Below are 22,905 nucleotides of genomic sequence, written 5' to 3' on the forward strand. Positions count from 1 at the left end.
GTTTAGAGGAAAGCACAATAATGAACAATAAACGGATTCGAACCAAGCTTATCGCTGGTCTGGTAGCTACCGCGGCCTTGCTGACCCAGCCAAGCGCTTGGTCTGAGCAATATGCGGCAAACTTTAAAGGCACAGATATTCAGGAGTTTATCAACATAGTTGGTAAAAACCTCAACAAGACCATCATTGTCGATCCTACTATTCGCGGCAAAATCAACGTCCGCAGCTATGACATGCTCAACGACGAGCAATATTACCAATTTTTCCTCAACGTGCTGCAGGTCTACGGCTATGCTGTGGTCGAGCTGGAAAACAATGTCATCAAGGTGATTAAAGACAAAGACGCCAAGACCTCTTCGATTCGGGTTGCCGATGACAATACCCCGGGTCTTGGCGACGAGATGGTGACCCGCATAGTGGCGCTGTACAACACAGAAGCCAAGCAACTGGCACCTTTGCTGCGTCAGCTCAATGACAATGCCGGTGGCGGCAACGTGGTCAACTATGATCCTTCCAATGTATTGATGATCACCGGCCGCGCCAATGTGGTCAACAAGCTAGTGGAAATCGTGCGCCGGGTAGACAAGCAGGGTGACACTGAAGTGCAGGTGGTGCCCTTGGAATACGCTTCTGCCGGTGAGATGGTGCGGATCATAGATACCCTCTATCGCGCCAGTGCCAACCAGGCACAGCTACCGGGCCAAGCGCCCAAGGTGGTGGCCGATGAGCGGATCAACGCCGTGGTGGTCAGTGGTGATGAACGCAGTCGTCAGCGGGTAGTAGAGCTTATTCATCGCCTCGATGCCGAACAGGCCAGCACAGGCAATACCAAGGTGCGTTATCTGCGTTATGCCAAGGCCGAAGACCTGGTGGAAGTGCTGACAGGGTTTGCCCAAAAACTGGAAGCGAAAGATGGTGCAGCACCAGCCCCCGGCAGCGCCGGCGGTAAACGCCGCAATGAAATCAATATCATGGCCCATGAAGACACCAATGCCCTGGTGATCAGCGCTGAGCCAGATCAGATGCGTACCCTGGAGAGCGTGATCAACCAATTGGATATCCGCCGCGCCCAGGTACTGGTGGAGGCCATCATAGTCGAGGTCGCCGAAGGGGATGATGTGGGCTTCGGTATCCAATGGGCCACAGAGGCCGGTGGTGGTACTCAGTTCAACAACCTGGGACCCACCATAGGTGAAATTGGTGCGGGTATCTGGAATGCGCAGGACAAGAAAGCCTCCCAGACCTGTACCGGTTCGGGTGACAACCTGACCTGTACCGATAACCCTGACACCAAGGGCGATATCACCCTGTTGGCCCAGGCGCTCGGTAAGGTAAACGGCATGGCCTGGGGTGTGACCATGGGCGACTTTGGCGCTCTGATACAGGCGGTGTCCAGCGATACCAACTCCAACGTATTGGCGACCCCTTCTATTACCACCCTGGACAACCAGGAAGCCTCCTTCATCGTCGGTGACGAAGTGCCCATCCTTACTGGCGCGCAGAACTCCAGCAATGGCAACAGCAACCCATTCCAAACCGTTGAACGCAAAGAAGTCGGGGTTAAGCTCAAGGTAGTGCCGCAGATCAACGAAGGCAATGCCGTCAAGCTCACCATTGAGCAGGAAGTCTCCGGCATCAACGGCAAGACCAATGTGGACGTGACCTTTGCCACCCGCCGCCTGACGACTACCGTAATGGCCGACTCGGGCCAAATCGTGGTGCTGGGGGGGCTAATTAATGAAGAGGTACAGGAAAGCGTCCAGAAAGTACCTTTCCTGGGCGATATCCCGATTCTGGGGCATCTGTTCAAGTCATCCAGCAGCGGCAAGAAGAAAAAGAACCTGATGGTATTTATCAAGCCGACCATCATCCGTGATGGTGTCACTATGGAAGGCATTGCCGGCCGTAAATACAACTACTTCCGAGCCCTGCAGCTGGAACAGCAGGAACGTGGTATCAACCTGATGCCAAGGACTGATGTGCCCATGCTGGAAGAGTGGAGCCAAGAAGAATACCTGCCACCCGAAGTCAATGAGATCCTCGATCGTTACAAGCAGGGTAAGGGACTGGATACCAAGATGCGTAAAACAGACTCCACCCTGAAGACCTTGGAAGAAAACAAGCAGGACGAAGCCGATGACTGAAGTCCAGCCGCCAACAGACGATCTGGCCCAGGTTTCCAGTGAACTGGCGCTGACCGCCGAGGCTGAAAGTGACGAGCTGTTTCACTCAAGCAGCCGTGAGCGGCTGCCGTTTGCCTTTGCTCACAGATACAACCTGGTGCTCAGTAAAGGCCAAGATGAACGGCTGACCCTCTATTACACCCAGGCAACGCCTTTGTCTGTGTTGTTTGAGGTGCGTCGCTATGCCGGCCAGGAACTGCCGCTGCACAAACTGGAAGCCCATGAGTTTGAGCGCTACCTGACTCAGGCCTATCAGAGTAACTCTTCCGAGGCGCAGCAGCTGATGGAAGACATAGGCAATGAGATGGATCTCTTTACCCTGGCAGAAGAGATGCCGCAGACCGAAGATCTGCTGGAAGGAGAAGATGATGCGCCCATCATCAAGCTGATCAACGCCTTATTGTCCGAAGCCATCAAAGAGGAAGCTTCGGATATTCATATTGAAACCTATGAGAAGCAGCTGGTGGTGCGTTTCCGGGTTGATGGCGTGCTCAAGGAAGTACTCAAGCCGAACCGTAAGCTTTCTTCGCTCCTGGTATCGCGGATCAAGGTTATGGCCCGTTTGGATATCGCCGAAAAGCGGGTGCCGCAGGATGGCCGGATCTCACTGCGTATCGGTGGCCGCGCTGTGGATGTCCGGGTATCGACCATGCCATCGAGCCACGGCGAGCGGGTCGTACTGCGTCTGCTGGACAAGAACGCTGGCAATCTGGACTTGGCACAACTGGGAATGAAAGACAGTATTCGCCACCAGTTCGATGAACTGATCCGTAAACCTCACGGCATTATTCTGGTCACCGGCCCTACGGGTTCGGGCAAGAGTACTACCCTCTATGCCGGTCTGACCGAAATCAATCACAACGACATCAACATACTCACAGTTGAAGACCCGATTGAATACGAGCTGGAAGGCATAGGCCAAACCCAGGTCAACACCAAGGTGGATATGACCTTCGCCCGCGGCTTGCGGGCCATTTTGCGTCAGGATCCTGATGTGGTGATGATAGGGGAAATCCGTGACCTGGAAACGGCGCAGATAGCGGTACAGGCCTCACTCACCGGCCACCTGGTGATCTCTACCTTGCACACCAACACGGCTTCCGGTGCCATTACCCGTTTGCAGGACATGGGCGTTGAGCCTTTCCTGGTGTCTTCCAGTCTGCTGGGGGTGCTGGCCCAGCGCCTGGTGCGGACTCTATGCAACGAGTGTAAGGAAGCCCATACCCCGGATGCCCGCGAACGTGAGCTCCTGGGCATAGGCGATGAAGATGCGGTGATCTATCGCGCCAAGGGCTGCAAGAGCTGTGGCCATAACGGCTATCGTGGCCGTACCGGGATCCATGAACTGCTGCTGGTGGACGACAACGTCCGCGAACTCATCCACGGTGGCCGTGGCGAACTGGCGATTGAAAAATATATTCGTCAGCACAACCCCAGCATTCGCCATGATGGCATGGTCAAGGTGCTGGCGGGGATCACTACCCTGGAAGAAGTGCTGCGCGTGACCCGCGAGGAGTAATTCATGGCGGCATTCGAGTATAAGGCGCTCAATCAAGCCGGAAAGCAGGTCAAAGGGGTTATCGAAGCCGATACCGCCAGACTGGCCCGCAGTCAGCTGCGTGAACAGAAGCTGATGCCGCTGGATATCGCCCCGGTCACCGAAAAAGAAGCCAAGGCCAGCAGTGGCAGTTGGTTGGCGCGGCGCAAGAAGATCTCTGTGGCTGAACTGGCGCTGATCACCCGCCAGATAGCAACTCTGGTCGCTGCCGGTTTGCCGGTGGAAGAAGCCCTCAAGGCCGTAGGCCAACAGTGCGAAAAAGACCGTCTCGCCTCCATGGTGATGGCGGTACGCTCGCGAGTGGTGGAAGGCTACTCGCTGGCCGACTCCATGGCCGAGTTTCCCCATGTGTTTGATGATCTCTACCGCGCCATGGTGGCCTCGGGTGAAAAGTCCGGCCATTTGGAAGTGGTGCTCAATCGCCTGGCGGACTACACGGAGCGGCGCCAACAGCTCAAGACTAAGCTGACCCAGGCGATGATCTACCCCATAGTGTTGACCACAGTGGCTATCGGCGTTATCGCCGTGCTGCTGGCGGCCGTAGTGCCCAAAGTAGTTGGTCAATTTGAACATATGGGCCAGGAGTTACCCGGTACCACCCAGTTTTTGATCGCCGCCTCTGACTTTGTCCAGCATTACGGCTTGTTCGTCCTCGGCGCGATAGTATTGCTGGCACTGCTGTTTCAGAAGATGCTTACCAAACCCGCCTTCAAACTCAAGTATCACAAGCTGTTGCTGCGTTTGCCTGTGGTGGGCAAAGTCAGTAAGGGGTTGAATACTTCACGCTTTGCCCGAACCTTGAGTATCCTCAGTGCCAGTTCAGTGCCGCTGCTTGATGGCATGCGGATTGCCAGTGAGGTCTTGCTGAATGTGCGGGTACGTCAGGCAGTGGAAGAGGCCACGGCCAGAGTGCGTGAGGGAACCAGTCTGGGGGCGGCACTGACTAATACCAAGCTGTTCCCGCCGATGATGTTGTATATGATAGCCTCGGGTGAGAAGAGTGGTGAGCTGGAGCAGATGCTGGAGCGCGCCGCAGATAACCAGGACAGGGAGTTCGAGTCCAACGTCAATATCGCCTTGGGGGTGTTCGAACCTCTGTTGGTGGTGAGTATGGCCGGGATAGTGTTGTTTATTGTTCTGGCAATTTTGCAACCGATATTGGCGCTCAACAATATGATTAGTGGCTGAGTCTTATTTCACCGCAGCCATTTGAGATTTTTTAGGAGGAAGTAAGTTAATGCAAAGCAACAACAGACAGAAAGGTTTTACCCTGTTGGAAGTGATGGTGGTGATAGTGATCCTGGGGATCTTGGCCTCCATGGTGGTACCCAATCTGATGGGTAACAAGGACAAGGCAGACCAACAAAAGGCGGTGTCTGACATAGTCGCATTGGAAAACCAGCTGGACATGTACAAGCTGGACAACAGCGTGTACCCCACAACCGAACAGGGACTGGAAGCTCTGGTCCAGAAGCCGACCATTTCTCCTGAGCCACGTAACTACCGCGACGGAGGCTACGTTAAGCGTCTGCCTATGGATCCCTGGGGTAATCCTTATCTACTGATGAGCCCGGGCGAACACGGCAAGATTGACGTCTTCAGCTCAGGCCCTGATAGCCAGCCCGGCACAGAAGACGATATAGGCAACTGGAATCTGCAAGATTTCCAATAAGATGCAAAACAAGCACTCACGGGGTTTTACCCTGCTGGAAGTGATGTTGGTAGTGCTGCTGATGGGGCTGGCAGCTACGGCTGTGACCATGACAATGGGGGACAGCGGTCCCAAGCAACAGTTAACCCGTGAGGCGCAGAGATTTATGGCGGCCACCGAGACAGTACTGGATGAAACCGTACTCAGTGGCCAGTTTATCGGCATAGTGGTGGACAAGGACAAGTACCACTTCGTGCTGTTTAAAGAGAACAAATGGCAACCGCTGGAGCAGGACAGGCTACTGGCCGAAAAGCAGTTGCCGGAAGGCATCAAACTGTCGGTCGAGCTCGAAGGCCTGCCTTTGGTGCAGGAAGATGAAGAGCAGGACTCCTGGTTCGACGAGCCCTTTATCGAAGAATCGGACGCGGACAAAAAGAAGTTTCCCGAGCCGCAGATCATGCTGTTGCCAAGTGGCGAAATGACAGCTTTCGAGCTGAGCTTTATTGCCAGCGACAGCCTGGGCGAAACCGTTGAGGTGTTGGTCAGTGGTGATAGCCTGGGTCGCCTCAAGCTGGGGAGGTTCGATGATTTCGAATAAACTTGCCCGGCAAAAGGGGATGACGTTGCTGGAAGTGATAGTCGCTCTGGCAGTGTTTGCCATTGCGGCGGTGGCCATTACCAAGAGCATAGGCGATCAGATTGCCAATATGCCGATTCTGGAACAGCGCACCCTGGCACAGTGGGTGGCCGATAACCAGATGGTGGATGCCAGGTTGGAAAAAGGCTTTCCTGCTCTTGGACGCAAAGATGGTCGTAGCGAACTGGCCGGCCAAACCTGGTATTGGCGCAAAGAGGTGGTCAAGACCACAGATGATAATTTTCGGATGATCCGTATCAGTGTCAGCGATGATGACAAATTCGAGCGGATCATCGCTCAGGTGAACTCTTATGTACTCAAGCAGGAATAGCGGCTTTACCCTGCTGGAGATGCTGATCGCCATAGCGATCTTCGCCATGTTGGGCCTGGCAGCCAATGCTGTATTACAAACTGTGCTGAAGAACGATGAGGTGACCCGCGATTTTTCACAGCAACTCAAATACCTGCAGCAGGGCTTTGGGGTGTTGGAGCGGGATCTGGGCCAGATGGTGGCCCGTACTCCCAGGCTACTGGAAGGCGGCCGTGGCAGCACAGTGTTTCAAACCGGGACTGATATTCTGGACTCTGAATCCGAGGCGCTGGTGTTTTTTCGTCTCGGGTGGCTCAACCCGGGAGGCTTGCTGCCAAGAGGCAGCCTGCAGTCTGTGGCCTATGTAGTACAGGAAGGCCGACTTGAGCGTTGGTACTATCCTTATCCAGAACCGGAATTCGGCGCCGAGCCGATTAAAACCGTATTGATGGACAAGGTGCTATCGGTAAAGTACGCCTTTTTTGTCGAGGACAAGTGGCAACGTAAAGCCGATGCCAGCAAGTTACCCAAGGCGATCGCCATAGAGATAGAAACAGAGGACAGAGGCGTTATCAGCCGCAAATTCCTGTTGCCGATTGGAGCCCCGGCAGCCGACAAACAGAATGATAATAGTGGCGACACTAACAAAGGGGATAACAACAGCGGCACTAATACAGATGGTGGTCAGCAGGAGTCGGACGGCCAAGAGGGTAACGACTCAGGCCAAGGTAAAGAGGAACTCTGATGAAAGGCAAACAAAGAGGGGTTGCTCTGATAGTGGTGCTGTTGATAGTAGCGATTGTGGCCGTGCTGGCGACCAGTATTACCGGGCGCAATCAGTTATCAGTGCGCAGAACCTTGAATCTGGCGCAGTATGACCAAGCTTACTGGTATGCTATTTCGGCCGAAGAGTTAGCGCGTAAGGTATTGAAACAGGATCTGGATGACTCTGAAGGTCGGGTGCATCTGCAACAATACTGGGCACTGGCAGATGTCATTCTCCCGGCAGAAAATGGCGAAATCGGCGGCACCATTTCCGATCTTCGCAGCTGTTTTAACCTCAATGCCTTGAGTGTCAGCAGCAAAGAGACGACAGATGGGCAACCGCAGAAGATGCCGCTGGCCGCCAGACAGTTCAAAGGATTGCTGGAATCCTTGGGGATGGATGAATTCGGTGCCGAACGTCTGACCCATACGCTGAAAGATTATCTGGATGAGGATTCGATAGCCTCACCCTTTGGCGCCGAAGATGCCGAGTATGAAGCGCGGGTTGTCCCTTACCGGGCGGCCAACACGCTAATGAGTCACAGCAGTGAACTCAGGGCTGTGTTTGGCTTTAACCAAGAGACTTATCGCATTTTAAAGCCCTATGTTTGCGCCATACCGGGAAATGACCGACAGTTGTTGAACGTCAACACCATCAAGGTTGAGCAGGCTGCACTGCTGGCTGGCATGCTGGAAAACCAGATCTCGGTAGGCGAAGCAGAAAGCATTATTAACCAGCGCCCAGCGGGGGGCTTCGACAAAATAGAAGATTTCTGGGCGCTGGGTTCTTTGACCTCGATTGCCAGTAAGAATGATCAGCTCAAGTCCAGTTTTGTGGTCAACAGTAAGTTTTTTAAGCTGGAGGCCAAGGCCAGGGTAGATGATGCCCTGTTCCGATTGGAAAGTATGCTGCATATAGTGGGTGGGAATCAGCTCGAAGTGTTGACCCGGCAATATGGCGGACAAGAATAACAGGACAAGCCCCTAAGCCTCCAAGGCCAGGGATTGTGGAGAATAATAGTGAGTGAACGCTTATTTATCCGTTTAGGCAAAAACCTGGGCTCGCCCTGCGCCTGGGTCGTATGGTCTGAGCAGGAACAGGAGATTATTGCCTCGGGAGAGCTGGTTGATGCGCGGTCGCTGGCGACCCTGACGCAACGAGCCGGTAATCGGCCGGTCGATGTGTTGGTGCCGGCCAGTGCCATTCAGCTCACTTCGGTCGAACTACCGGAGAAGGGCCAACGCCAGGCTCTCAAGGCGTTGCCTTTCCTGCTTGAAGATACCCTGGCCCAGAATGTTGATGAGCTGCACTTTGTCGTTGGCCCCCGCAGCGGCGAGAGCCTGAGTGTGGCCGTGGTTGCCCATGAGCAGATGCAAAACTGGCTCTCCTGGCTGAACGAGGCCGGGCTCAAAGTGCGTAAAATGGTACCGGATTGTCTGGCACTGGAGCGGGAAGACTGTGATTGGGCCCTGATGGCCTATGAAGATCAACTCTTGCTGCGTACAGCCGAGGGTATGGGTATGAGCATGCCCAAGGACTGGCTGCAACCCTTACTGCCCGGGTTGCTCGAAGAGCAGCAAACAGCACCGAGCCTGGCCTGCTATACCGAATTTCAATGGCCGGATCTGGAGTGTCGGCAGATGCCGCTGGAAATGCCCATGCTGGTGTTGGCCAAAGGGCTGCTCAAGTCACCTATCAATCTGCTATCCGGCCCCTATGTTCCCAAGCGTGAATACAGCAAGCACCTACTGCTATGGAAGCGGGTGGCTATCGTCGCCGCCATTGCCCTGCTGCTTGGCTTGGTTAACAAAGGGCTCAACATACATCAGATGCAGAGTGAGGCCGATGACTTGAAGGCCCAGAGCGAAAGCATTTATCGCCAGGTGGTTCCCGGCAGTTCACGGATAGTCAATCTGCGCTCACAGCTGGAATCTCAACTCAGAGCCCTGCAGGGTAGCGGCTCGGGTGGCGAGTTTTTTACCATGCTGGATAGACTGGAAGGTGCATTCAAACAAGTGCCGGATCTCAAACCCAACAGCCTAAGATTTGATGCCGGGCGCAATGAAATCCGTATGCAGGTGACGGCCAAGAGCTACGCCCAGATAGAACAGTTCAAAGAGCTGGCCGGGCGTCAATTCCATCTCGAGGGAGGGGCAATGAACAGTACTGAAAATGCGGTTACCAGTACTCTGACCCTAAGGAGCAAATAAATGGAAAATTTGCGTAACTGGTGGGAATCTCTGGCACAGCGGGAGCAGCAATTGGTCGCGGCCATGGCAGTAATAGTCGCTGTCGGGGTCCTTTATTGGGGGATCTGGACACCGATAAGCAATGCCGAACAGAAGGCACAGAATAACCTCAATGCTCAGACCCAGATGCTCAGCTTTGTGAAACAGACGGCCAATAAGATTGCCGGGATCAAACAGAGCGGCAACAGACCGGCTCTCAAGGGTAGTCTCAGCACTGTGGTGACCCAGAGTGCCGCCAGCTATGACTTAGAGATCACCCGCATGGCACCACAGGGGAAACAGATCCAGATCTGGATGGATGAAGTGCCCTTTGATAGCCTGATCTCCTATCTTGGGGATCTGGTACAGAAACAGGGATTGTCTCTGGACAGCCTGGATCTGGCCGAAGGTGATAGCCCTGGCATGGTGAAAGTCAGACGAATCCAGTTATCTCAGTCGTAAGGTGTAGTCTTGAAACTGATTAGTAAAATAATACTCTGTGTGCTGATTTACCTGGCATTTATGCTGGCACTCTTTCCCGCAAGGTTGGCGGTTTCGCTGGCGCCTCTGCCAAATAATCTGCAACTCGGTGGCGTCAGCGGCACTATCTGGAGCGGCAGTATTGATGTCATTAAGCTGCAACAACGTCAGTTGGAGCAGCTGAGCTGGGAGCTCAGTCCCTGGGCACTGCTGACCGGCAAAGCCAAACTGGACTTCCAGCTGGGCAGTCGCGCCAGTGCCGTCAACGCCAAGGGGCAAGTCACCTTGGCTGCCGGCGCTATCAGCGCTGAGAAGCTGCGTTTTGAAGCACCGGCCGAGTTTCTCTTGGCTGGCAGTCGTCTGCCATTTCGCACTCAAGTGAGCGGTGATGTCTCTGTGTTGCTGGATACTCTGGCACAAGGCCAGCCTTGGTGTGAGGCGCTCAGCGGCAAAGTATTTCTCAATCGGGTCGGCATCAAGAACCAGTTTGGTCAATATCCCTTGGGAGACATAGAACTCGGCCTGCAGTGTGTTGCCGGTCAGGTGCAACTGGCGACCGATGAGGAGAAAAACGCCATAGGCGTGGCCGGCACCTTGCTGCTCAAGGCCAATGAACAACTTGAGGTCAAGGCTCGCATTCGTGAGACTCAGGCTCAGTCTGAAGATCTGAAAAAAGCGCTGCCATTTCTGGGCAAGCGTGATCCCCAAGGATATTTCCCCATCAATTACAACGGCAAAATCCCGGGTCTTTAAATAAGTAGGTAGCCGGGCTCCTCCCGGCTGCCGTTTATTCAAGTTGAGCTTTCCCGTTTAAAACTCTTGCGAAAACCCGCAAACGCTTGCATCTAAATCAACTAATCCGAAAAAACCCACCGCCCCGACAAACTCTGCAGCTCTGTTATTTCGTGTGAATTGGTATAACATTGTAGCCTGAGTCACATTTTCAGTTTGTCAGCGTCAGAGGCCTCTATGACAGAGCGGCAGAAGAAGCCGGAAATATTGCACACCGAAGTTGTAGCCCGCAGTCGTCTGTTTCAAATAGAACAGGTACACCTGCGTTTCTCCAATCAAGAGGAACGTCACTACGAGCGGATGAAAAGTGCCAGCCGTGGTGCTGTTATGGTGGTGCCGGTTCTCAATGGTGAGTGGTTACTGCTGGGCAGCGAGTATGCCGCGGGAACCCACAACTATGAGCTTGGCTTTCCCAAGGGACTGATCGACCCGGGTGAAACCGCCGCTGAAGCCGCCAACCGTGAACTGCAGGAAGAGATAGGCTATGGTGCCCGTAAACTGACCAAGCTGAAGGAGTTGAGTCTGGCTCCCGGGTATTTCGCCAGTAAGATGCAAATTTTCCTGGCCGAAGATCTCTATGAGAGTCGCCTGGAAGGCGATGAACCTGAGCCGATAGAGCTGGTTCCCTGGCCGCTGGAACGCTGGCAAGAACTGCTGGACATGAATGATTTTTCAGAAGGACGCAGCGTCAGCGCCTTGTTTTTGGCGATGAAACAGCTGAGACTGACTGAATCCCCCTAAAAATGGCCACTCCCGGCCACTGACTTTTGCTTATCCGATGGAAAGCGTTTGGAGTAGTTATGAAGCCAGAAGAGTTGATAGATCATGTTATCGCCATTGCAATGGAAGCAGGGCAGAAAATTCGCCAGATCTACCAACAAGGCAGTTTCAGCAAGGAAACCAAGGAAGATAATACCCCTGTCACCTCGGCCGATATCGCGGCCCACAATATCATCTGCAGCAGCCTGCAGGCATTGACACCGGATATCCCGGTATTATCTGAGGAAGCAGCTGATATTCCCCTTTCTGAACGCAGCCAGTGGCGCCGCTACTGGTTGGTGGATCCCTTGGATGGCACCGGAGAATTTATTGCCGGCAGCGGCGATTTCTCGGTGATTATCGCCTTGGTTGAGCACAACCGTCCTATTATGGGTGTAGTTTATGCGCCCATGACCGAAGTATGCTACTACGCCATCGCGGGACTCGGAGCTTATAAGCGCACTTCCCTGACGGAGCTGCGAATTCACAGCAAGCTGTTACCGAAAGAACAGAATAACGCCCTGCGCCTGGCGGTCAGTCGCCGTCAGGATCCGCAGTCCGTGCTCAAGCTATTCAACCAACCCAAACATTGTGAACTTGTAGCGCTCGGTGGCGCTGCGCTCAAGAGCTGTCTGGTCGCCGAGGGCAGAGCGGATTGTTATGTACGTGTCGGCCCTACGGGCGAGTGGGATACAGGCGCAGCGCAAATCATCATAGAAGAAGCCGGTGGCCAATTAATGGATACTGAACTGCAACCCTTGACCTACAACGAGCGTGAGTCGTTGGAAAACCCCAACTTTATCGTGGTCGGTTCCCCGAACCTCGAATGGGACAAGATACTGACCGGAGATTAATCTAATGCAGATAAGACCAATATCCAGAGCCGATCTGGATGCGGTATTGGCCTTGGAACTGGCAACCTTCGGTGAGCATTGCTACCCGGACTTCTTTTTCCGTCAGGCATTGGATGCTTGGTCCAGTGGTTTTCTGGGGAGCTTTGTCGACGGTCAGCTGGTAGGTTACCTGCTGCGGGTGAGCAGCGAAAAGCCTGGACAGCACTGGCTGTTGTCGCTGGCTGTATCTCCGACGAAACAAGGTCAAGGGATAGGTAAGCAATTACTCAGTGCTTGTCTGGATGATTGCAGCCACTGTGTCGATGAACTGTTACTGACGGTAGCGCCGGATAATTCCGCCCGCCATCTCTACAGCCGCATGGGGTTTGAAAACCTGGGACTGGAAGCCGACTATTTTGGCGTTGGTGAACACAGACTATTGATGCGCTGGCAAAGATAAAAAACACCGAGTGTTTTGTTTAATCGCTCCAGCCCCCATCAAGCCTGTCGATCGCTAGTCCGGCTTCACTTCAGATATAAAAAAACCGCTGCAAGCAGCGGTTTTTCCAGCTCAAAATGATTAACCCTTTGGATAAGGATGCGCTACACCCTTGTGGCAATCCACGCAGGTCTTTCTGCTTTCAGGATCTTTCTTGAAGTTCATGCTGTGCATTCTAACAGCCATTTTCTTCATGGTTTCAGGCTGGTTCTCATAGATGCGGGTATGGCAATGCTGACAGTTGGCAGAGTCATTGGCACGGAAGTAGTTCAGTGCTTTATCAGCCTGCTCTTTACGGTTAGCGTCCAACCACTCCTGAGTATTGAAGCCATCGATAGTCAGGAAGCCGTAGAGATCCTTGGAAACAATGATCTTCTTCACCAGATAGTCAACCGGACCGTGAGGCAAGTGGCAGTCTTGACACTGAACAGTAACACCGGCACTACCACCACCGTGGGCAGATGCCAACACTTCATCTTTCAGTGAGTGGTTGCTGTGGCAGGTCATACAGAACGCATCTGTACTGGTTGCATGCAGCGTCTGCTGGGTAGCGAAGTAGCCAACAACACCTATCACTATGCCGACGACCAGTAGCGACAGGATGGAATACTTTGCGCTGGGTTTAAAGATTGCACGCCAGTTCATCACTCTTCTCCAAAATAAAATTCTTATATCTATATTGAGCTATTCGTTGTTCTGAAATTTGATTATAAACCAGTTTTCTTTCATTAATCTGACCCGAAAAGTGCAAAATGAGACTTAGCTCTAACTCTCAAGGCCTAATGACGACTGAATTTTAAGTTAATGCCATATATGCGCTTTCCCTAAACTTAAAGCATGGCACACGCTTAATCAATCATAGTCAATCGAATAATTAACATACAACTAATTCTCGAAACAATAAATGTGATCCAGGCGACGCTAAAGAGGTAATGAACAATTTTATTTTGGACAAGACGAAACTATTTAATCAAGATGTCTGTCTATTGAGGTAAGCACAGACTGCGTGCTTCACCAGAACGAAAGGATAACGATGAGAAGCTTGCTGTTGATACTGACACTGATAATGACGCTGGGACAGGCCGTGATGCCTGCAGCCGCGTCTGTTTCAGTGTCTGAGCATCAGTCAATGGCAGCCATGAACTCATCAGCATCCACCAGCATGGTTATGGATATGGATTGCTGCCAAGGCCAGCAGCATTGCCCAGACTGCGATCTGGGTATGGATTGCGGCACCATGGGCAACTGTGCCAGCCACTGCACACCAGGGGTAAGCCTGCTTACCGCCGGCCATCCTTTGTTGGTGACAGGAAGCCAGCAGATCGCCCTGCCTAGCTGGAGCTTGCAAACCGCTATACTCTCACAGCAAACACCCCCTCCCAATTCAGCACAGATGTAACTCTGGCCTTACGGCCGCAAAGCTTTAGTTAATGTTTTTACATCTGAATATTTTTTGGGAGTTCCCACTATGTCTGCATACAAAATTTCTGCATCTCGTTTTAGCGCCGCCCTGTTAATCTTTGCCAGCCTGTTTATGGCTTCGGGCAGTTTCGCAGCCGAGTTGAACCTGCCGGATAATCTGGTGATCAAAGCTATTGATGGCCAAGCTGTATCCAACTTTGACCGCCACCAGTTAGCCGCCGGAAAACATGTTGTCGAACTCAAATACCGGGACATTTTTGCCGTCAATGCCGATGACTCGGGCGCTTGGGTTAAATCCGGTCCTCTTTATCTGACACTGACTGTTGCCGAACAACAAAGTCTGCAACTGCAGCTACCGACTCTGGATACCGAGGCAGAAGCCAACGCCTTTATTCGCAGTCCACAGTTACAAGTTGTTGATGAAGCCGGTCAGGCTGTTCCTGCCGAGGTAATGACCCACGGAGGCCTGATGGCCGACTGGTTGGCACAGCTGCGCCGCTGAGTTTTCAGAGTGGAATGAGACAGAGGCTCTACCATGCTGCTAACAATGATTGCCGGAAAAAGTGTAGCAATGTCATCACACTTCTTCAGATGTGAGTCATATCAAGGCAAGCTTTTGAAAGCATGGTAGACTATTGGGGTCCATTCTCTCTGGAGTTCAAGCTCAAGATGCTATCGGTTCGCCACCACATCCTGGTTCTGTTTACCATGCTCGCATTGCTCGGGCAGGGTATGCTAACCAATGGACACTGGATGGTGCCAACAGCTGAAGCGCATTCCGGAAAAATGGACTCCACGGCACACTCAATGGCTGCCACCATGGATTGTCACACTCAACAGACAAATGCCAGTCACTGCTGCGATGACTCGCAAATTGATACAGTGCTTCCCGACACTGTGAGTCATTGTTGTGAAGGCAAAGGATTCTGCAAGAGCGACTGTAACCATTGTCTGGTGATATCCGTAGCGGGTACTCTCATTGCCGTCGGTTCCTGGCCGGTGATGTCTCTGCCCGAAGCCGCCGTGGCCACGCCTATGCCTCATTTCCACTCTGTTTCTATCGGCCAGACAATCAAGCCACCCATAGTTTGATATCCAAGGCACACCTGTGCCCAAAATCTGCCAATAAATACAAATTTTTAATGGGATAAGCCCCAAGAGTGCACAGTTGCACCTGGCCAAAGCGTATCCCAAACGGAGTGAATCAATGAAAACCTTTATCAGCGTCCTGATTATTGCCCTATTGTCTGTCACCCTGGCCAGAGCCAGCTTCGCAAGTGAACGAGATCATCACCACGGTCAGCAACAAGCCGTGGTAACTGCCGAATATAGCTGCCCCATGCACCCGGAGGTGACAGGTAACAAAGGCGATTCCTGCCCCAAATGCGGCATGTTTCTGGAAAAACCGCAACAAGCCGACTATCACTGTCCCATGCATCCTGAAGTGACAGGCAAGAAAGGTGACTCCTGCCCCAAGTGTGGTATGAATCTTGAGCCTGTAGCTGGCCAGAAACACCACCACCACTAAACAAGCTGTAGCTGGAGATGAGGCATATGAGCGATTCAAACCGTAAACGCCAACGACTGGCCTGTGCGCTTAGTCTGGTGCTGGCTGTCGGCCCGCAATGGAGTATGCAGGCAATGGCCCAGGGCAATCAGCCCCAAGGGCAGGAACAACACAAAGATCATCAACATGGGACGGCAACCCAGGAGTATTACTGCCCCATGCATCCGGAAGTCACCAGCCATGAGCCGGGACGCTGCCCCAAGTGCAACATGTTTTTGGTCAAAGATGAGGCCACTGAAGCCCTGGCAGAACCAACACAGGCTCAGCAAAAAACCTATGTTTGCCCCATGCATCCGGAAGTGACCAGTCACGAACCGGGACGTTGCCCCAAATGCAATATGTTCCTGGTCGAAGAGGAAGAAGAGGAGCCAGGTTCCCATGCCGGTCACGCCGAAGCTGCAGAAACCCTGGCTACAGAAACCAAAGCCACGGAAAACCAGGCTAATGACCATAGCCAGCACGCCATGCAGCAGAGCAAACCCGCATTGGAGATCAAACCTGCTCCTCTGGATCAGGGCAGTAACATCAAATATGTTTGCCCCATGCATTCGCATATCATCAGCGATGTGCCCGGCACCTGCCCCATCTGCGGCATGAATCTGGAAAAAGTCGAGATGGGCGGCCACTCGGAAACCGTTGAGATTGATGTCTCAGGCCAGATGCAACAAGCCTTGGCCCTCAAGGTAGCCAAGGTGGAAAGGGACACGCTGTGGAAGTTTGTCAAAACAGTCGGCCAGATAGACTATGACGAGAGTCAAATCAATCATATCCATGCCAGGGTCAACGGCTGGATTGAAAAACTTAAAGTAGAGTCTGTCGGTGACAGGGTCGAGAAAGGTCAGTTGCTGTACGAGATCTATTCACCGGACCTGGTCAATGCCCAGGACGACTATCTGTTGGCCCAGGAGACGCTGAAACGCTCAGGCAACAGTGCCAACTACCAAGAGCTATTGCGCAAGGCCGGGCTACGCCTCGAACTGCTGGGCATGAACCAAGAGCAGATCAAACAGCTGGCCAAGACAGGCAAGACCCAATACCGGGTTCCTTTCTACGCCCGCGAAAGCGGCGTAGTCAAACAACTCGCGGTGCGTGACGGCATGTATATACAACCTCAGACAGAGGTCATGTCACTGGTTGACCTCTCCAAGGTCTGGGTCATTGCCGATGTGTTTGAAAACGAGCAGAGCTGGCTGGAAGTGGGCCAGACCGCCGAGGTCAATATCCCCGCCATGGGACTCAAGGGCATAGAAGGCAAGATTGATTACATCTATCCCGAACTGGATCCCATCACCCGCAGCCTGAGAGTCAGAGTGGTACTCAACAATGATCAAGCAATGGAGCTCAGGCCCAAGACCTTGGCCAAGGTTTCCCTCTATGGTGGCCCGAAACGCGATACTTTGGTGATCCCTCAGGAAGCATTGATCCAAACAGGCAAGGAAAACCGGGTCATAGTCAAACAGGATGATGCCAGTTTCAGTGCCAGAAAGGTCACTGTCGGCATGTTGAGTCAGGGTAAGGCAGAGATCCTCGAAGGCCTGCATGAAGGCGAAAACGTGGTGATTTCCGGGCAATTCCTGTTGGATTCAGAAGCCAGTCTCAAGGGTAGCCTGATGCGCCTGAGCTCAGGCCACCAGCACTAGGAGGCAACATGCTGAAAAAAATCATTGAAGCCTCCATCAAACAAAGGGTGATGGTGCTGATTGTCACCCTGATGGTGACGGTTTGGGGGATTCAGGCGCTGCGTACCACGCCGCTCGACGCCCTGCCGGATCTGTCCGATGTGCAGGTCATCATCAAAACCGCCTATCCGGGACAGGCGCCCAAGCTGGTAGAGGAACAGGTGACCTATCCCTTGTCTACCGCCATGCTGGCCGTGCCCGGGGCCAAGACGGTGCGCGGCTATTCCATGTTCGGTGACTCCTATGTCTATGTGATCTTTGAAGATGGCACCGACATCTATTGGGCCCGCTCCCGGGTATTGGAATACCTGAGCCAGATAAGCAGTCGTTTACCCGAAGGGGTGCAACCCTCACTGGGGCCCGATGCCTCCGGGGTCGGTTGGATCTATGAATATGCCCTGGTAGACCGCAGCGGGAATCTGGACCTTTCGCAACTCAAGAGTTTGCAGGACTGGTATTTGAAGCTGGAATTGCAGAGTGTTGCCGGGGTATCGGAAGTCGCCACTGTCGGTGGCATGGAACAGACCTATCAGATAGTGCTGGAGCCGGACAAGCTGGCGATTTACAAGCTGGACATCGCCTCGGTCAAGCAGGCGATTACCAAGGCCAACAACGAGGCCGGCGGCTCTGTGGTGGAGATGGCCGAAGCCGAGTACATGGTGCGCGCCAAGGGCTATCGTCAAACACTGGCGGACTTTCGTGAAATCCCGCTGGGGATCACCAGTCCCTCAGGCACACCGCTGCTGCTGAAAGACGTTGCCACCGTACGCAAGGGCCCGGCATCTCGCCGTGGCATAGCCGAGCTCGATGGTGAGGGCGAAGTCGTCGGTGGCATCATAGTCATGCGCTATGGGGAAAACGCCCTGGCGACTATCGAGGCGGTGAAAACCAAGCTGGAAGAACTCAAGGCGGGTCTCCCCGAAGGCGTGGAGATAGTTCCCACCTACGACAGATCGCAACTGATTGAAAACTCAGTCGACAACTTGTTGCACAAGGTGTTGGAAGAGATGGTAGTGGTCGGCATTGTTTGCTTGCTGTTTCTGCTGCACGCCCGCTCGACCCTGGTGGCCGTTATTACCCTGCCACTGTCAATACTGATCGCCTTTATTGTGATGAACAAGATGGGGGTCAACGCCAATATCATGAGTCTTGGCGGTATCGCTATCGCCATCGGGGCCGTGGTGGATGGTGCCATTGTGATGATCGAGAATATGCACAAGCACCTCGAGCATTTCAAACAAGACCATCAGCGCCAACCCGACACCAAAGAGCATTGGAAAATTGTCGCCGAAGCCTCTATTGAGGTGGGCCCGGCACTCTTCTTCTCCTTGCTGATCATTACCCTGAGCTTTGTGCCGGTATTTGCCCTCGAAGCCCAGGAAGGCAGGCTGTTCAGCCCTCTGGCCTATACCAAAACCTTTGCCATGGCGGCCGCGGCTGTGTTGTCAATCACCTTGGTGCCTATCCTGATGGGCTTCTTTATCCGCGGCAAGATCCCCTCGGAAAGCAGCAACCCACTGAGCCGGGTATTGATAGCCATCTACAAACCTATGCTCAATGCCGTGCTGCGCTTCCCCAAGCTGACCTTGCTGGCGGCTCTGGTGGCGCTGGCCAGTGCCTGGTATCCAGTGAGTCATATGGGCAGCGAGTTTATGCCAGAGCTCGAGGAAGGGGATCTTCTGTACATGCCAACAGCCTTGCCGGGCATCAGCGCCAGCAAGGCCGCCGAAGTGCTGCAGCAAACCGACCGGCTGATCAAAACCGTTCCGGAAGTGGCGCGGGTGTTTGGTAAAGTTGGTCGCGCCGAAACCGCCACGGATCCTGCGCCATTGACCATGCTGGAAACCACCATAATGCTCAAACCCAAAGAGCAGTGGCGCGAAGGCATGGATCTCGACGGCATCATTGCTCAGCTGCAAAGTACGGTAAAAGTGCCCGGTCTCACCAACGCCTGGGTACAGCCGATCAAGACCCGTATCGACATGCTGTCTACCGGTATCAAGACACCAGTGGGGATTAAGATCACCGGCGCCGATGTCAATCAACTGCAGGAGATAGGGGCCCAGATAGAAGCGATTCTATCGGCTCAGCCTCATACCAAGTCGGCCTATGCCGAGCGGGTGGGTGGCGGCCGCTACATAGACATCACACCGAAACTCGAGGTGACCTCCAGATATGGCATGACCCTGAGCGATATTCAGGACGTAGTACGTTACGCCATTGGCGGCATGAATATCGGTGAGTCGGTTCAAGGTGCCGAGCGCTATCCCATCAACCTGCGCTATCCAAGAGAGTTGCGTGACAATATCGAAAAGCTCAGAGAGCTGCCGGTGATCACCAAGAGTGGCCACTATCTGCCGCTGCGCAATCTGGCCGACATCGAAATCACTGATGGCGCGCCTATGCTCAAGAGCGAGAATGGTCGTTTGATCTCCTGGGTATTTGTCGATATTGACGGCACGTCCATTGGTGAGTATATCGAAGCCGTCAAGCCGGTATTGGAGCAGGAACTGGATCTGCCTGCCAGGTACAGCTACAGCTTTGCCGGTCAGTATGAATATATGCAGCGGGTCGATGCCAAACTGCAGCAAGTGATCCCCATGGCACTGGCGGTGATCTTCATTCTGCTGATGATGACCTTCGGCTCATCCATGCAGGCCAGCATCATTATGCTGTCGCTGCCGTTCGCCTTGGTGGGCAGTACCTGGTTGCTGTATCTGCTGGACTACAACATGTCGGTCGCCGTCGCGGTGGGCATGATAGCCCTCGCCGGGGTCGCCGCCGAGTTTGGTGTGGTCATGCTGGTGTATCTCAACAATGCCATCAAGCACAAGCAGGACAGAGGTGAATACCACAGAGTGGAGGACCTCAAGGACGCCCTGATTGAAGGTGCAGTGATGCGGATCCGCCCCAAGGCGATGACGGTGGCGACCATCTTCTTCGGTCTGCTCCCTATTATGTGGGGCGCAGGTTCGGGCAACGACGTGATGCAGAAGATTGCCGCGCCCATGGTCGGTGGTATGGTTACCGCCCCAGTGCTGTCGCTCTTTGTTCTGCCGGCGCTCTATCTGCTGATCTACCGTCGCCACTTGAGCAAGGCCAAGGCTGAATAAGCAAACTGATGCTCGCAAAAACGGCTGCCAATGCAGCCGTTTTTATTGAATTGAGCTCAGTTACACCACTTCACCGGCGGCGTAGCCGGAACTCCAGGCCCACTGGAAGTTATAGCCGCCGAGCCAACCACTGACATCCACCACTTCACCGATAAAATAGAGCCCGGGATGACGCTTGGCCTCCATGGTCTTGGAGGATAACTCATCGGTATCCACACCGCCCAGAGTCACCTCGGCGGTGCGATACCCCTCAGTGCCGCCGGGTTGGATCTGCCAGCAGTGGAAATAACTGTCCAGCGCCGCCACATCTGCCTTGGACAGTTGGTTAAAGTTCTTGTTCGGTAATTCACCCAGCTCCTGCAGCCTCTCAACCAAGCGCTTAGGTAACAGCCGAGATAGTCCATTCTTAAGCGACAATTTTGGTGATTCAGCAGTGATTGTTTTGCACCAGTCGACAAAATCCAGGTCCGGCAGTAAATCAAACAGCACACTCTGGCCTGGCTGCCAGTAGGAGGAGATCTGCAGCACAGCCGGCCCGGACAAACCCCTGTGGGTGAATAGCATGGCCTCTCTAAACTGCCTGCCGCATTCGGCTTTGGCGATAACCGGCAAGCTGATGCCGGACAGGCCTTCAAACCTGGCCTTGTCTTCAGGCTGTAAGGTAAAGGGAACCAGCCCGGCAGTGGTCGGCAGCACCTTGATGGCAAACTGCTCGGCGATACGGAATCCAAACGGTGTTGCCCCGAGCTTCGGCATGGACAAGCCACCAGTGGCTATCACCAGAGATTTACAACGGTATTCCCCTTCACTGGTTTGCAGGCTGTAACCACCATCTGTGGCTGCCACAGACAGAATTTCGGTACGCAGCTGAATTTTGACTCCTGCCCAATCGCACTCTGTGGTCAACATATCGACAATATCTTTGGCCGAGTCATCGCAAAACAGCTGTCCAAGGGTCTTCTCGTGATAATCGATGCCGTGCCGCTCGACCATGGCGATAAAGTCCCACTGGCTGAAACGAGCCAGCGCCGACTTGACGAAGTGTGGGTTACTGCAGAGGTAGGCGCCCGGTTCAATGTTCTGATTGGTGAAGTTACAGCGACCGCCGCCACTGATCAGAATTTTGCGCCCCAGTTGTTTGGCGTTATCCAGCAAAAGGACATCCCGGCCCCGATACCCGGCAGTGAGGGCACACATTAACCCTGCGGCGCCAGCGCCGATAATGATCACCTGATGCTGTTTAACTGACATAACGCTCACTCTCTGGCCCAACAAGGGGCAATAAAAAAGGTTCATCGCAGATTAGTGTGGACTGGAAACGAAAACGGTTGGAGTTATTGTTTAGTCGCCAAACAAAAACAATGACCAACCCCAACCATTCTCGATGTCGAATCTTACCTTTACCATTGCGCTCTGGGAAGGCTTTGAAGCCGTCCATACCGAGCAAAATCAACAAACCCTCATCATCCAGCTAAAATCGATTGATAATGGTCACTGTGCTTGCGCAAACCGGCCAAGGCCGTTCAAAACACCCCAAGCAATCTGATGAAGCTCAAGCGGCTTTTAAAAAACTTACCGATGGAAACTAAGACCAATCCGCATTGAAGTCTGATCTAATGGTAGGCAACTCAACACTTATAGTTGGCCCATGAAATCTGAAACTGCCGAAAGCTTGCTTTGCCTCTCTAAAAAAGAAAAAAATCCCCAAAAGCGTATGCGGTTACTCGCCGTGTCCATATTTTTGCAATCCCGTAATCGTACTCAAGTAGCGGACCAGTTGAAGGTGGCAAGATCCAGCGTCAACTCATGGGTCTCAAACTATCTTGAGCAAGGGCTCGTAGGGCTTGAAGATAAGCAGCGACCCGGCAAAAGACCATCATTGTCCAATGACCAAAAGCGGAGGCTCGCCAGATATATTGAATTCAAAGCACAATCGAATGAGGGAGGCAGGCTAACCGGGGCTGATATCCAACAATACATATCGAGTGAGTTTGGTGTCGAGTACCACCTCAATCATATCTACAAGCTACTCAAAGGCATGGGGTTCAGCTGGATAACCAGCCGCTCCAGGCATCCCAAACAGACTCAAGGCGTGCAGAACGCTTTTAAAAAAGTTTACTCTGGAAACGATCCTTCACACACCTATCCATATACGACCACACCAGATTGATATTTGGTTTCAGGACGAAGCCAGATTTGGCCAACAAAACCAAACGACAAGACTTTGGGCAAAACGGAGTAGCCGTCCCCGTGCCGTCAAACTGCAGCAGTTTGAATACGCGCACCTCTTCGGCGCAGTCTGTCCCGCAACAGGAGAAACTGAAGCCATCATCACGCCGTTTGTTAATAAGGACATCATGCGCCAGCAACTGGAACTGATCGCCAACCGAACTAAACCAGGACGACATGCTGTGGTGGGAATGGATGG

General features: G+C 53.3%; 25 protein-coding genes. 21 read left to right on the forward strand and 4 right to left on the reverse strand.

From position 1 onward, the window contains the following. Positions 1 to 20: 20 nt before the first annotated feature. The 14 genes from gspD (at position 21) to RC73_RS13730 (ending at position 12,657) form a co-directional block, all read left to right on the forward strand. Positions 21 to 2,144: a type II secretion system secretin GspD gene (gspD, locus tag RC73_RS13665; RefSeq protein WP_039035166.1), complete on the forward strand. Its 2,124-nt coding sequence runs from the start codon at positions 21 to 23 to the stop codon at positions 2,142 to 2,144. Continuing rightward, on the forward strand, positions 2,137 to 3,702 hold the full coding sequence (gene gspE / locus RC73_RS13670) for a type II secretion system ATPase GspE (RefSeq protein WP_039035167.1): 1,566 nt from the start codon (positions 2,137 to 2,139) through the stop codon (positions 3,700 to 3,702). Before gspD ends, gspE begins: the two co-directional genes overlap by 8 nt. Before the next feature lie 3 nt (positions 3,703 to 3,705). After that, a complete protein-coding gene (gspF, locus tag RC73_RS13675; protein ID WP_039035168.1) occupies positions 3,706 to 4,929 on the forward strand; it encodes a type II secretion system inner membrane protein GspF in 1,224 nt (407 codons plus the stop codon). A 49-nt stretch (positions 4,930 to 4,978) separates the two neighbouring features. Next, positions 4,979 to 5,413, forward strand: coding sequence for a type II secretion system major pseudopilin GspG (gspG, locus tag RC73_RS13680; protein ID WP_039035169.1), 435 nt, complete (start codon positions 4,979 to 4,981; stop codon positions 5,411 to 5,413). 1 nt (position 5,414) lies between these two features. Further along, positions 5,415 to 5,990, forward strand: coding sequence for a type II secretion system minor pseudopilin GspH (gspH, locus tag RC73_RS13685; RefSeq protein WP_039035170.1), 576 nt, complete (start codon positions 5,415 to 5,417; stop codon positions 5,988 to 5,990). Then, entirely contained in the window at positions 5,977 to 6,360 is a 384-nt protein-coding gene (gene gspI, locus RC73_RS13690) for a type II secretion system minor pseudopilin GspI (RefSeq protein WP_039035171.1), read from the forward strand. Before gspH ends, gspI begins: the two co-directional genes overlap by 14 nt. Next, a complete protein-coding gene (gene gspJ / locus RC73_RS13695) occupies positions 6,341 to 7,084 on the forward strand; it encodes a type II secretion system minor pseudopilin GspJ (protein ID WP_039035172.1) in 744 nt (247 codons plus the stop codon). The genes gspI and gspJ overlap by 20 nt, the downstream gene beginning before the upstream one ends. Beyond that, the gene (gspK, locus tag RC73_RS13700; RefSeq protein WP_039035173.1) at positions 7,084 to 8,076 is read left to right on the forward strand and encodes a type II secretion system minor pseudopilin GspK; all 993 of its coding nucleotides are present in this window, start codon (positions 7,084 to 7,086) and stop codon (positions 8,074 to 8,076) included. The genes gspJ and gspK overlap by 1 nt, the downstream gene beginning before the upstream one ends. Positions 8,077 to 8,124: 48 nt before the next feature. Further along, the gene (gene gspL / locus RC73_RS13705; RefSeq protein WP_039035174.1) at positions 8,125 to 9,315 is read left to right on the forward strand and encodes a type II secretion system protein GspL; all 1,191 of its coding nucleotides are present in this window, start codon (positions 8,125 to 8,127) and stop codon (positions 9,313 to 9,315) included. Continuing rightward, entirely contained in the window at positions 9,316 to 9,795 is a 480-nt protein-coding gene (locus RC73_RS13710; protein WP_039035175.1) for a type II secretion system protein M, read from the forward strand. A 9-nt stretch (positions 9,796 to 9,804) separates the two neighbouring features. Further along, positions 9,805 to 10,566 carry a type II secretion system protein N gene (locus RC73_RS13715; protein ID WP_039035176.1) on the forward strand — a complete coding sequence of 254 codons (762 nt, stop codon included), beginning with the start codon at positions 9,805 to 9,807 and terminating at the stop codon, positions 10,564 to 10,566. 216 nt (positions 10,567 to 10,782) lie between these two features. Beyond that, complete coding sequence (gene nudE / locus RC73_RS13720) at positions 10,783 to 11,346, forward strand: ADP compounds hydrolase NudE (protein WP_039035177.1); 564 nt, start codon at positions 10,783 to 10,785, stop codon at positions 11,344 to 11,346. Positions 11,347 to 11,405: 59 nt separating this feature from the next. Continuing rightward, positions 11,406 to 12,218, forward strand: coding sequence for a 3'(2'),5'-bisphosphate nucleotidase CysQ (gene cysQ / locus RC73_RS13725; protein WP_039035178.1), 813 nt, complete (start codon positions 11,406 to 11,408; stop codon positions 12,216 to 12,218). Positions 12,219 to 12,222: 4 nt separating this feature from the next. Continuing rightward, on the forward strand, positions 12,223 to 12,657 hold the full coding sequence (locus tag RC73_RS13730) for a GNAT family N-acetyltransferase (protein ID WP_039035179.1): 435 nt from the start codon (positions 12,223 to 12,225) through the stop codon (positions 12,655 to 12,657). Between the two features lie 120 nt (positions 12,658 to 12,777). On the opposite strand, the gene RC73_RS13735 is transcribed toward RC73_RS13730, so the two are convergent. Then, a complete protein-coding gene (locus tag RC73_RS13735) occupies positions 12,778 to 13,341 on the reverse strand; it encodes a NapC/NirT family cytochrome c (protein WP_039035180.1) in 564 nt (187 codons plus the stop codon). A 388-nt stretch (positions 13,342 to 13,729) separates the two neighbouring features. Between RC73_RS13735 and RC73_RS13740 the strand changes: the two genes are divergently transcribed. The 6 genes from RC73_RS13740 (at position 13,730) to RC73_RS13765 (ending at position 20,477) form a co-directional block, all read left to right on the forward strand. After that, a complete protein-coding gene (locus RC73_RS13740) occupies positions 13,730 to 14,095 on the forward strand; it encodes a hypothetical protein (RefSeq protein ID WP_039035181.1) in 366 nt (121 codons plus the stop codon). Positions 14,096 to 14,164: 69 nt separating this feature from the next. Continuing rightward, positions 14,165 to 14,620: a DUF2057 family protein gene (locus RC73_RS13745; RefSeq protein WP_039035182.1), complete on the forward strand. Its 456-nt coding sequence runs from the start codon at positions 14,165 to 14,167 to the stop codon at positions 14,618 to 14,620. Between the two features lie 122 nt (positions 14,621 to 14,742). Continuing rightward, on the forward strand, positions 14,743 to 15,210 hold the full coding sequence (locus RC73_RS13750) for a hypothetical protein (protein ID WP_233962809.1): 468 nt from the start codon (positions 14,743 to 14,745) through the stop codon (positions 15,208 to 15,210). A gap of 115 nt (positions 15,211 to 15,325) precedes the next feature. Then, on the forward strand, positions 15,326 to 15,646 hold the full coding sequence (locus RC73_RS13755; protein ID WP_039035183.1) for a heavy metal-binding domain-containing protein: 321 nt from the start codon (positions 15,326 to 15,328) through the stop codon (positions 15,644 to 15,646). A gap of 26 nt (positions 15,647 to 15,672) precedes the next feature. Continuing rightward, entirely contained in the window at positions 15,673 to 17,325 is a 1,653-nt protein-coding gene (locus RC73_RS13760) for an efflux RND transporter periplasmic adaptor subunit (protein ID WP_039035184.1), read from the forward strand. Positions 17,326 to 17,333: 8 nt separating this feature from the next. Next, on the forward strand, positions 17,334 to 20,477 hold the full coding sequence (locus RC73_RS13765; protein WP_039035185.1) for an efflux RND transporter permease subunit: 3,144 nt from the start codon (positions 17,334 to 17,336) through the stop codon (positions 20,475 to 20,477). 60 nt (positions 20,478 to 20,537) lie between these two features. Here RC73_RS13765 and RC73_RS13770 read toward each other — a convergent pair whose 3' ends face one another. Together RC73_RS13770 and RC73_RS20790 are read right to left on the reverse strand one after the other, a co-directional pair. Then, complete coding sequence (locus RC73_RS13770; RefSeq protein ID WP_039035186.1) at positions 20,538 to 21,728, reverse strand: NAD(P)/FAD-dependent oxidoreductase; 1,191 nt, start codon at positions 21,726 to 21,728, stop codon at positions 20,538 to 20,540. Then, the gene (locus tag RC73_RS20790; protein ID WP_160289577.1) at positions 21,718 to 21,933 is read right to left on the reverse strand and encodes a hypothetical protein; all 216 of its coding nucleotides are present in this window, start codon (positions 21,931 to 21,933) and stop codon (positions 21,718 to 21,720) included. The genes RC73_RS13770 and RC73_RS20790 overlap by 11 nt, the downstream gene beginning before the upstream one ends. A 258-nt stretch (positions 21,934 to 22,191) precedes the next feature. Here RC73_RS20790 and RC73_RS21485 point away from each other — a divergent pair, with 258 nt between their 5' ends. Continuing rightward, positions 22,192 to 22,647, forward strand: coding sequence for a winged helix-turn-helix domain-containing protein (locus tag RC73_RS21485; RefSeq protein WP_082014326.1), 456 nt, complete (start codon positions 22,192 to 22,194; stop codon positions 22,645 to 22,647). Here RC73_RS21485 and RC73_RS21190 read toward each other — a convergent pair. Further along, positions 22,583 to 22,905: hypothetical protein (locus RC73_RS21190; RefSeq protein WP_235370010.1), on the reverse strand; the 323-nt coding region annotated here is incomplete at its 5' end. The two genes, RC73_RS21485 and RC73_RS21190, sit on opposite strands and share 65 nt — an antisense overlap.

Origin of the sequence: Shewanella sp. ECSMB14102 (assembly GCF_000813075.1) — a bacterium.
GTDB lineage: Bacteria > Pseudomonadota > Gammaproteobacteria > Enterobacterales > Shewanellaceae > Shewanella > Shewanella indica.

Bases quoted from the DNA above. Each gene is read 5' to 3' on its own strand.
- gspD (WP_039035166.1), top strand. From the start codon at position 21: ATGAACAATAAACGGATTCGAACCAAGCTTATCGCTGGTCTGGTAGCT.
- gspE (WP_039035167.1), top strand. From the start codon at position 2,137: ATGACTGAAGTCCAGCCGCCAACAGACGATCTGGCCCAGGTTTCCAGT.
- gspF (WP_039035168.1), top strand. From the start codon at position 3,706: ATGGCGGCATTCGAGTATAAGGCGCTCAATCAAGCCGGAAAGCAGGTC.
- gspG (WP_039035169.1), top strand. From the start codon at position 4,979: ATGCAAAGCAACAACAGACAGAAAGGTTTTACCCTGTTGGAAGTGATG.
- gspH (WP_039035170.1), top strand. From the start codon at position 5,415: ATGCAAAACAAGCACTCACGGGGTTTTACCCTGCTGGAAGTGATGTTG.
- gspI (WP_039035171.1), top strand. From the start codon at position 5,977: ATGATTTCGAATAAACTTGCCCGGCAAAAGGGGATGACGTTGCTGGAA.
- gspJ (WP_039035172.1), top strand. From the start codon at position 6,341: ATGTACTCAAGCAGGAATAGCGGCTTTACCCTGCTGGAGATGCTGATC.
- gspK (WP_039035173.1), top strand. From the start codon at position 7,084: ATGAAAGGCAAACAAAGAGGGGTTGCTCTGATAGTGGTGCTGTTGATA.
- RC73_RS13710 (WP_039035175.1), top strand. From the start codon at position 9,316: ATGGAAAATTTGCGTAACTGGTGGGAATCTCTGGCACAGCGGGAGCAG.
- nudE (WP_039035177.1), top strand. From the start codon at position 10,783: ATGACAGAGCGGCAGAAGAAGCCGGAAATATTGCACACCGAAGTTGTA.
- cysQ (WP_039035178.1), top strand. From the start codon at position 11,406: ATGAAGCCAGAAGAGTTGATAGATCATGTTATCGCCATTGCAATGGAA.
- RC73_RS13730 (WP_039035179.1), top strand. From the start codon at position 12,223: ATGCAGATAAGACCAATATCCAGAGCCGATCTGGATGCGGTATTGGCC.
- RC73_RS13735 (WP_039035180.1), bottom strand. From the start codon at position 13,341: ATGAACTGGCGTGCAATCTTTAAACCCAGCGCAAAGTATTCCATCCTG.
- RC73_RS13740 (WP_039035181.1), top strand. From the start codon at position 13,730: ATGAGAAGCTTGCTGTTGATACTGACACTGATAATGACGCTGGGACAG.
- RC73_RS13745 (WP_039035182.1), top strand. From the start codon at position 14,165: ATGTCTGCATACAAAATTTCTGCATCTCGTTTTAGCGCCGCCCTGTTA.
- RC73_RS13750 (WP_233962809.1), top strand. From the start codon at position 14,743: ATGGTAGACTATTGGGGTCCATTCTCTCTGGAGTTCAAGCTCAAGATG.
- RC73_RS13755 (WP_039035183.1), top strand. From the start codon at position 15,326: ATGAAAACCTTTATCAGCGTCCTGATTATTGCCCTATTGTCTGTCACC.
- RC73_RS13760 (WP_039035184.1), top strand. From the start codon at position 15,673: ATGAGCGATTCAAACCGTAAACGCCAACGACTGGCCTGTGCGCTTAGT.
- RC73_RS13765 (WP_039035185.1), top strand. From the start codon at position 17,334: ATGCTGAAAAAAATCATTGAAGCCTCCATCAAACAAAGGGTGATGGTG.
- RC73_RS13770 (WP_039035186.1), bottom strand. From the start codon at position 21,728: ATGTCAGTTAAACAGCATCAGGTGATCATTATCGGCGCTGGCGCCGCA.
- RC73_RS21485 (WP_082014326.1), top strand. From the start codon at position 22,192: ATGCGGTTACTCGCCGTGTCCATATTTTTGCAATCCCGTAATCGTACT.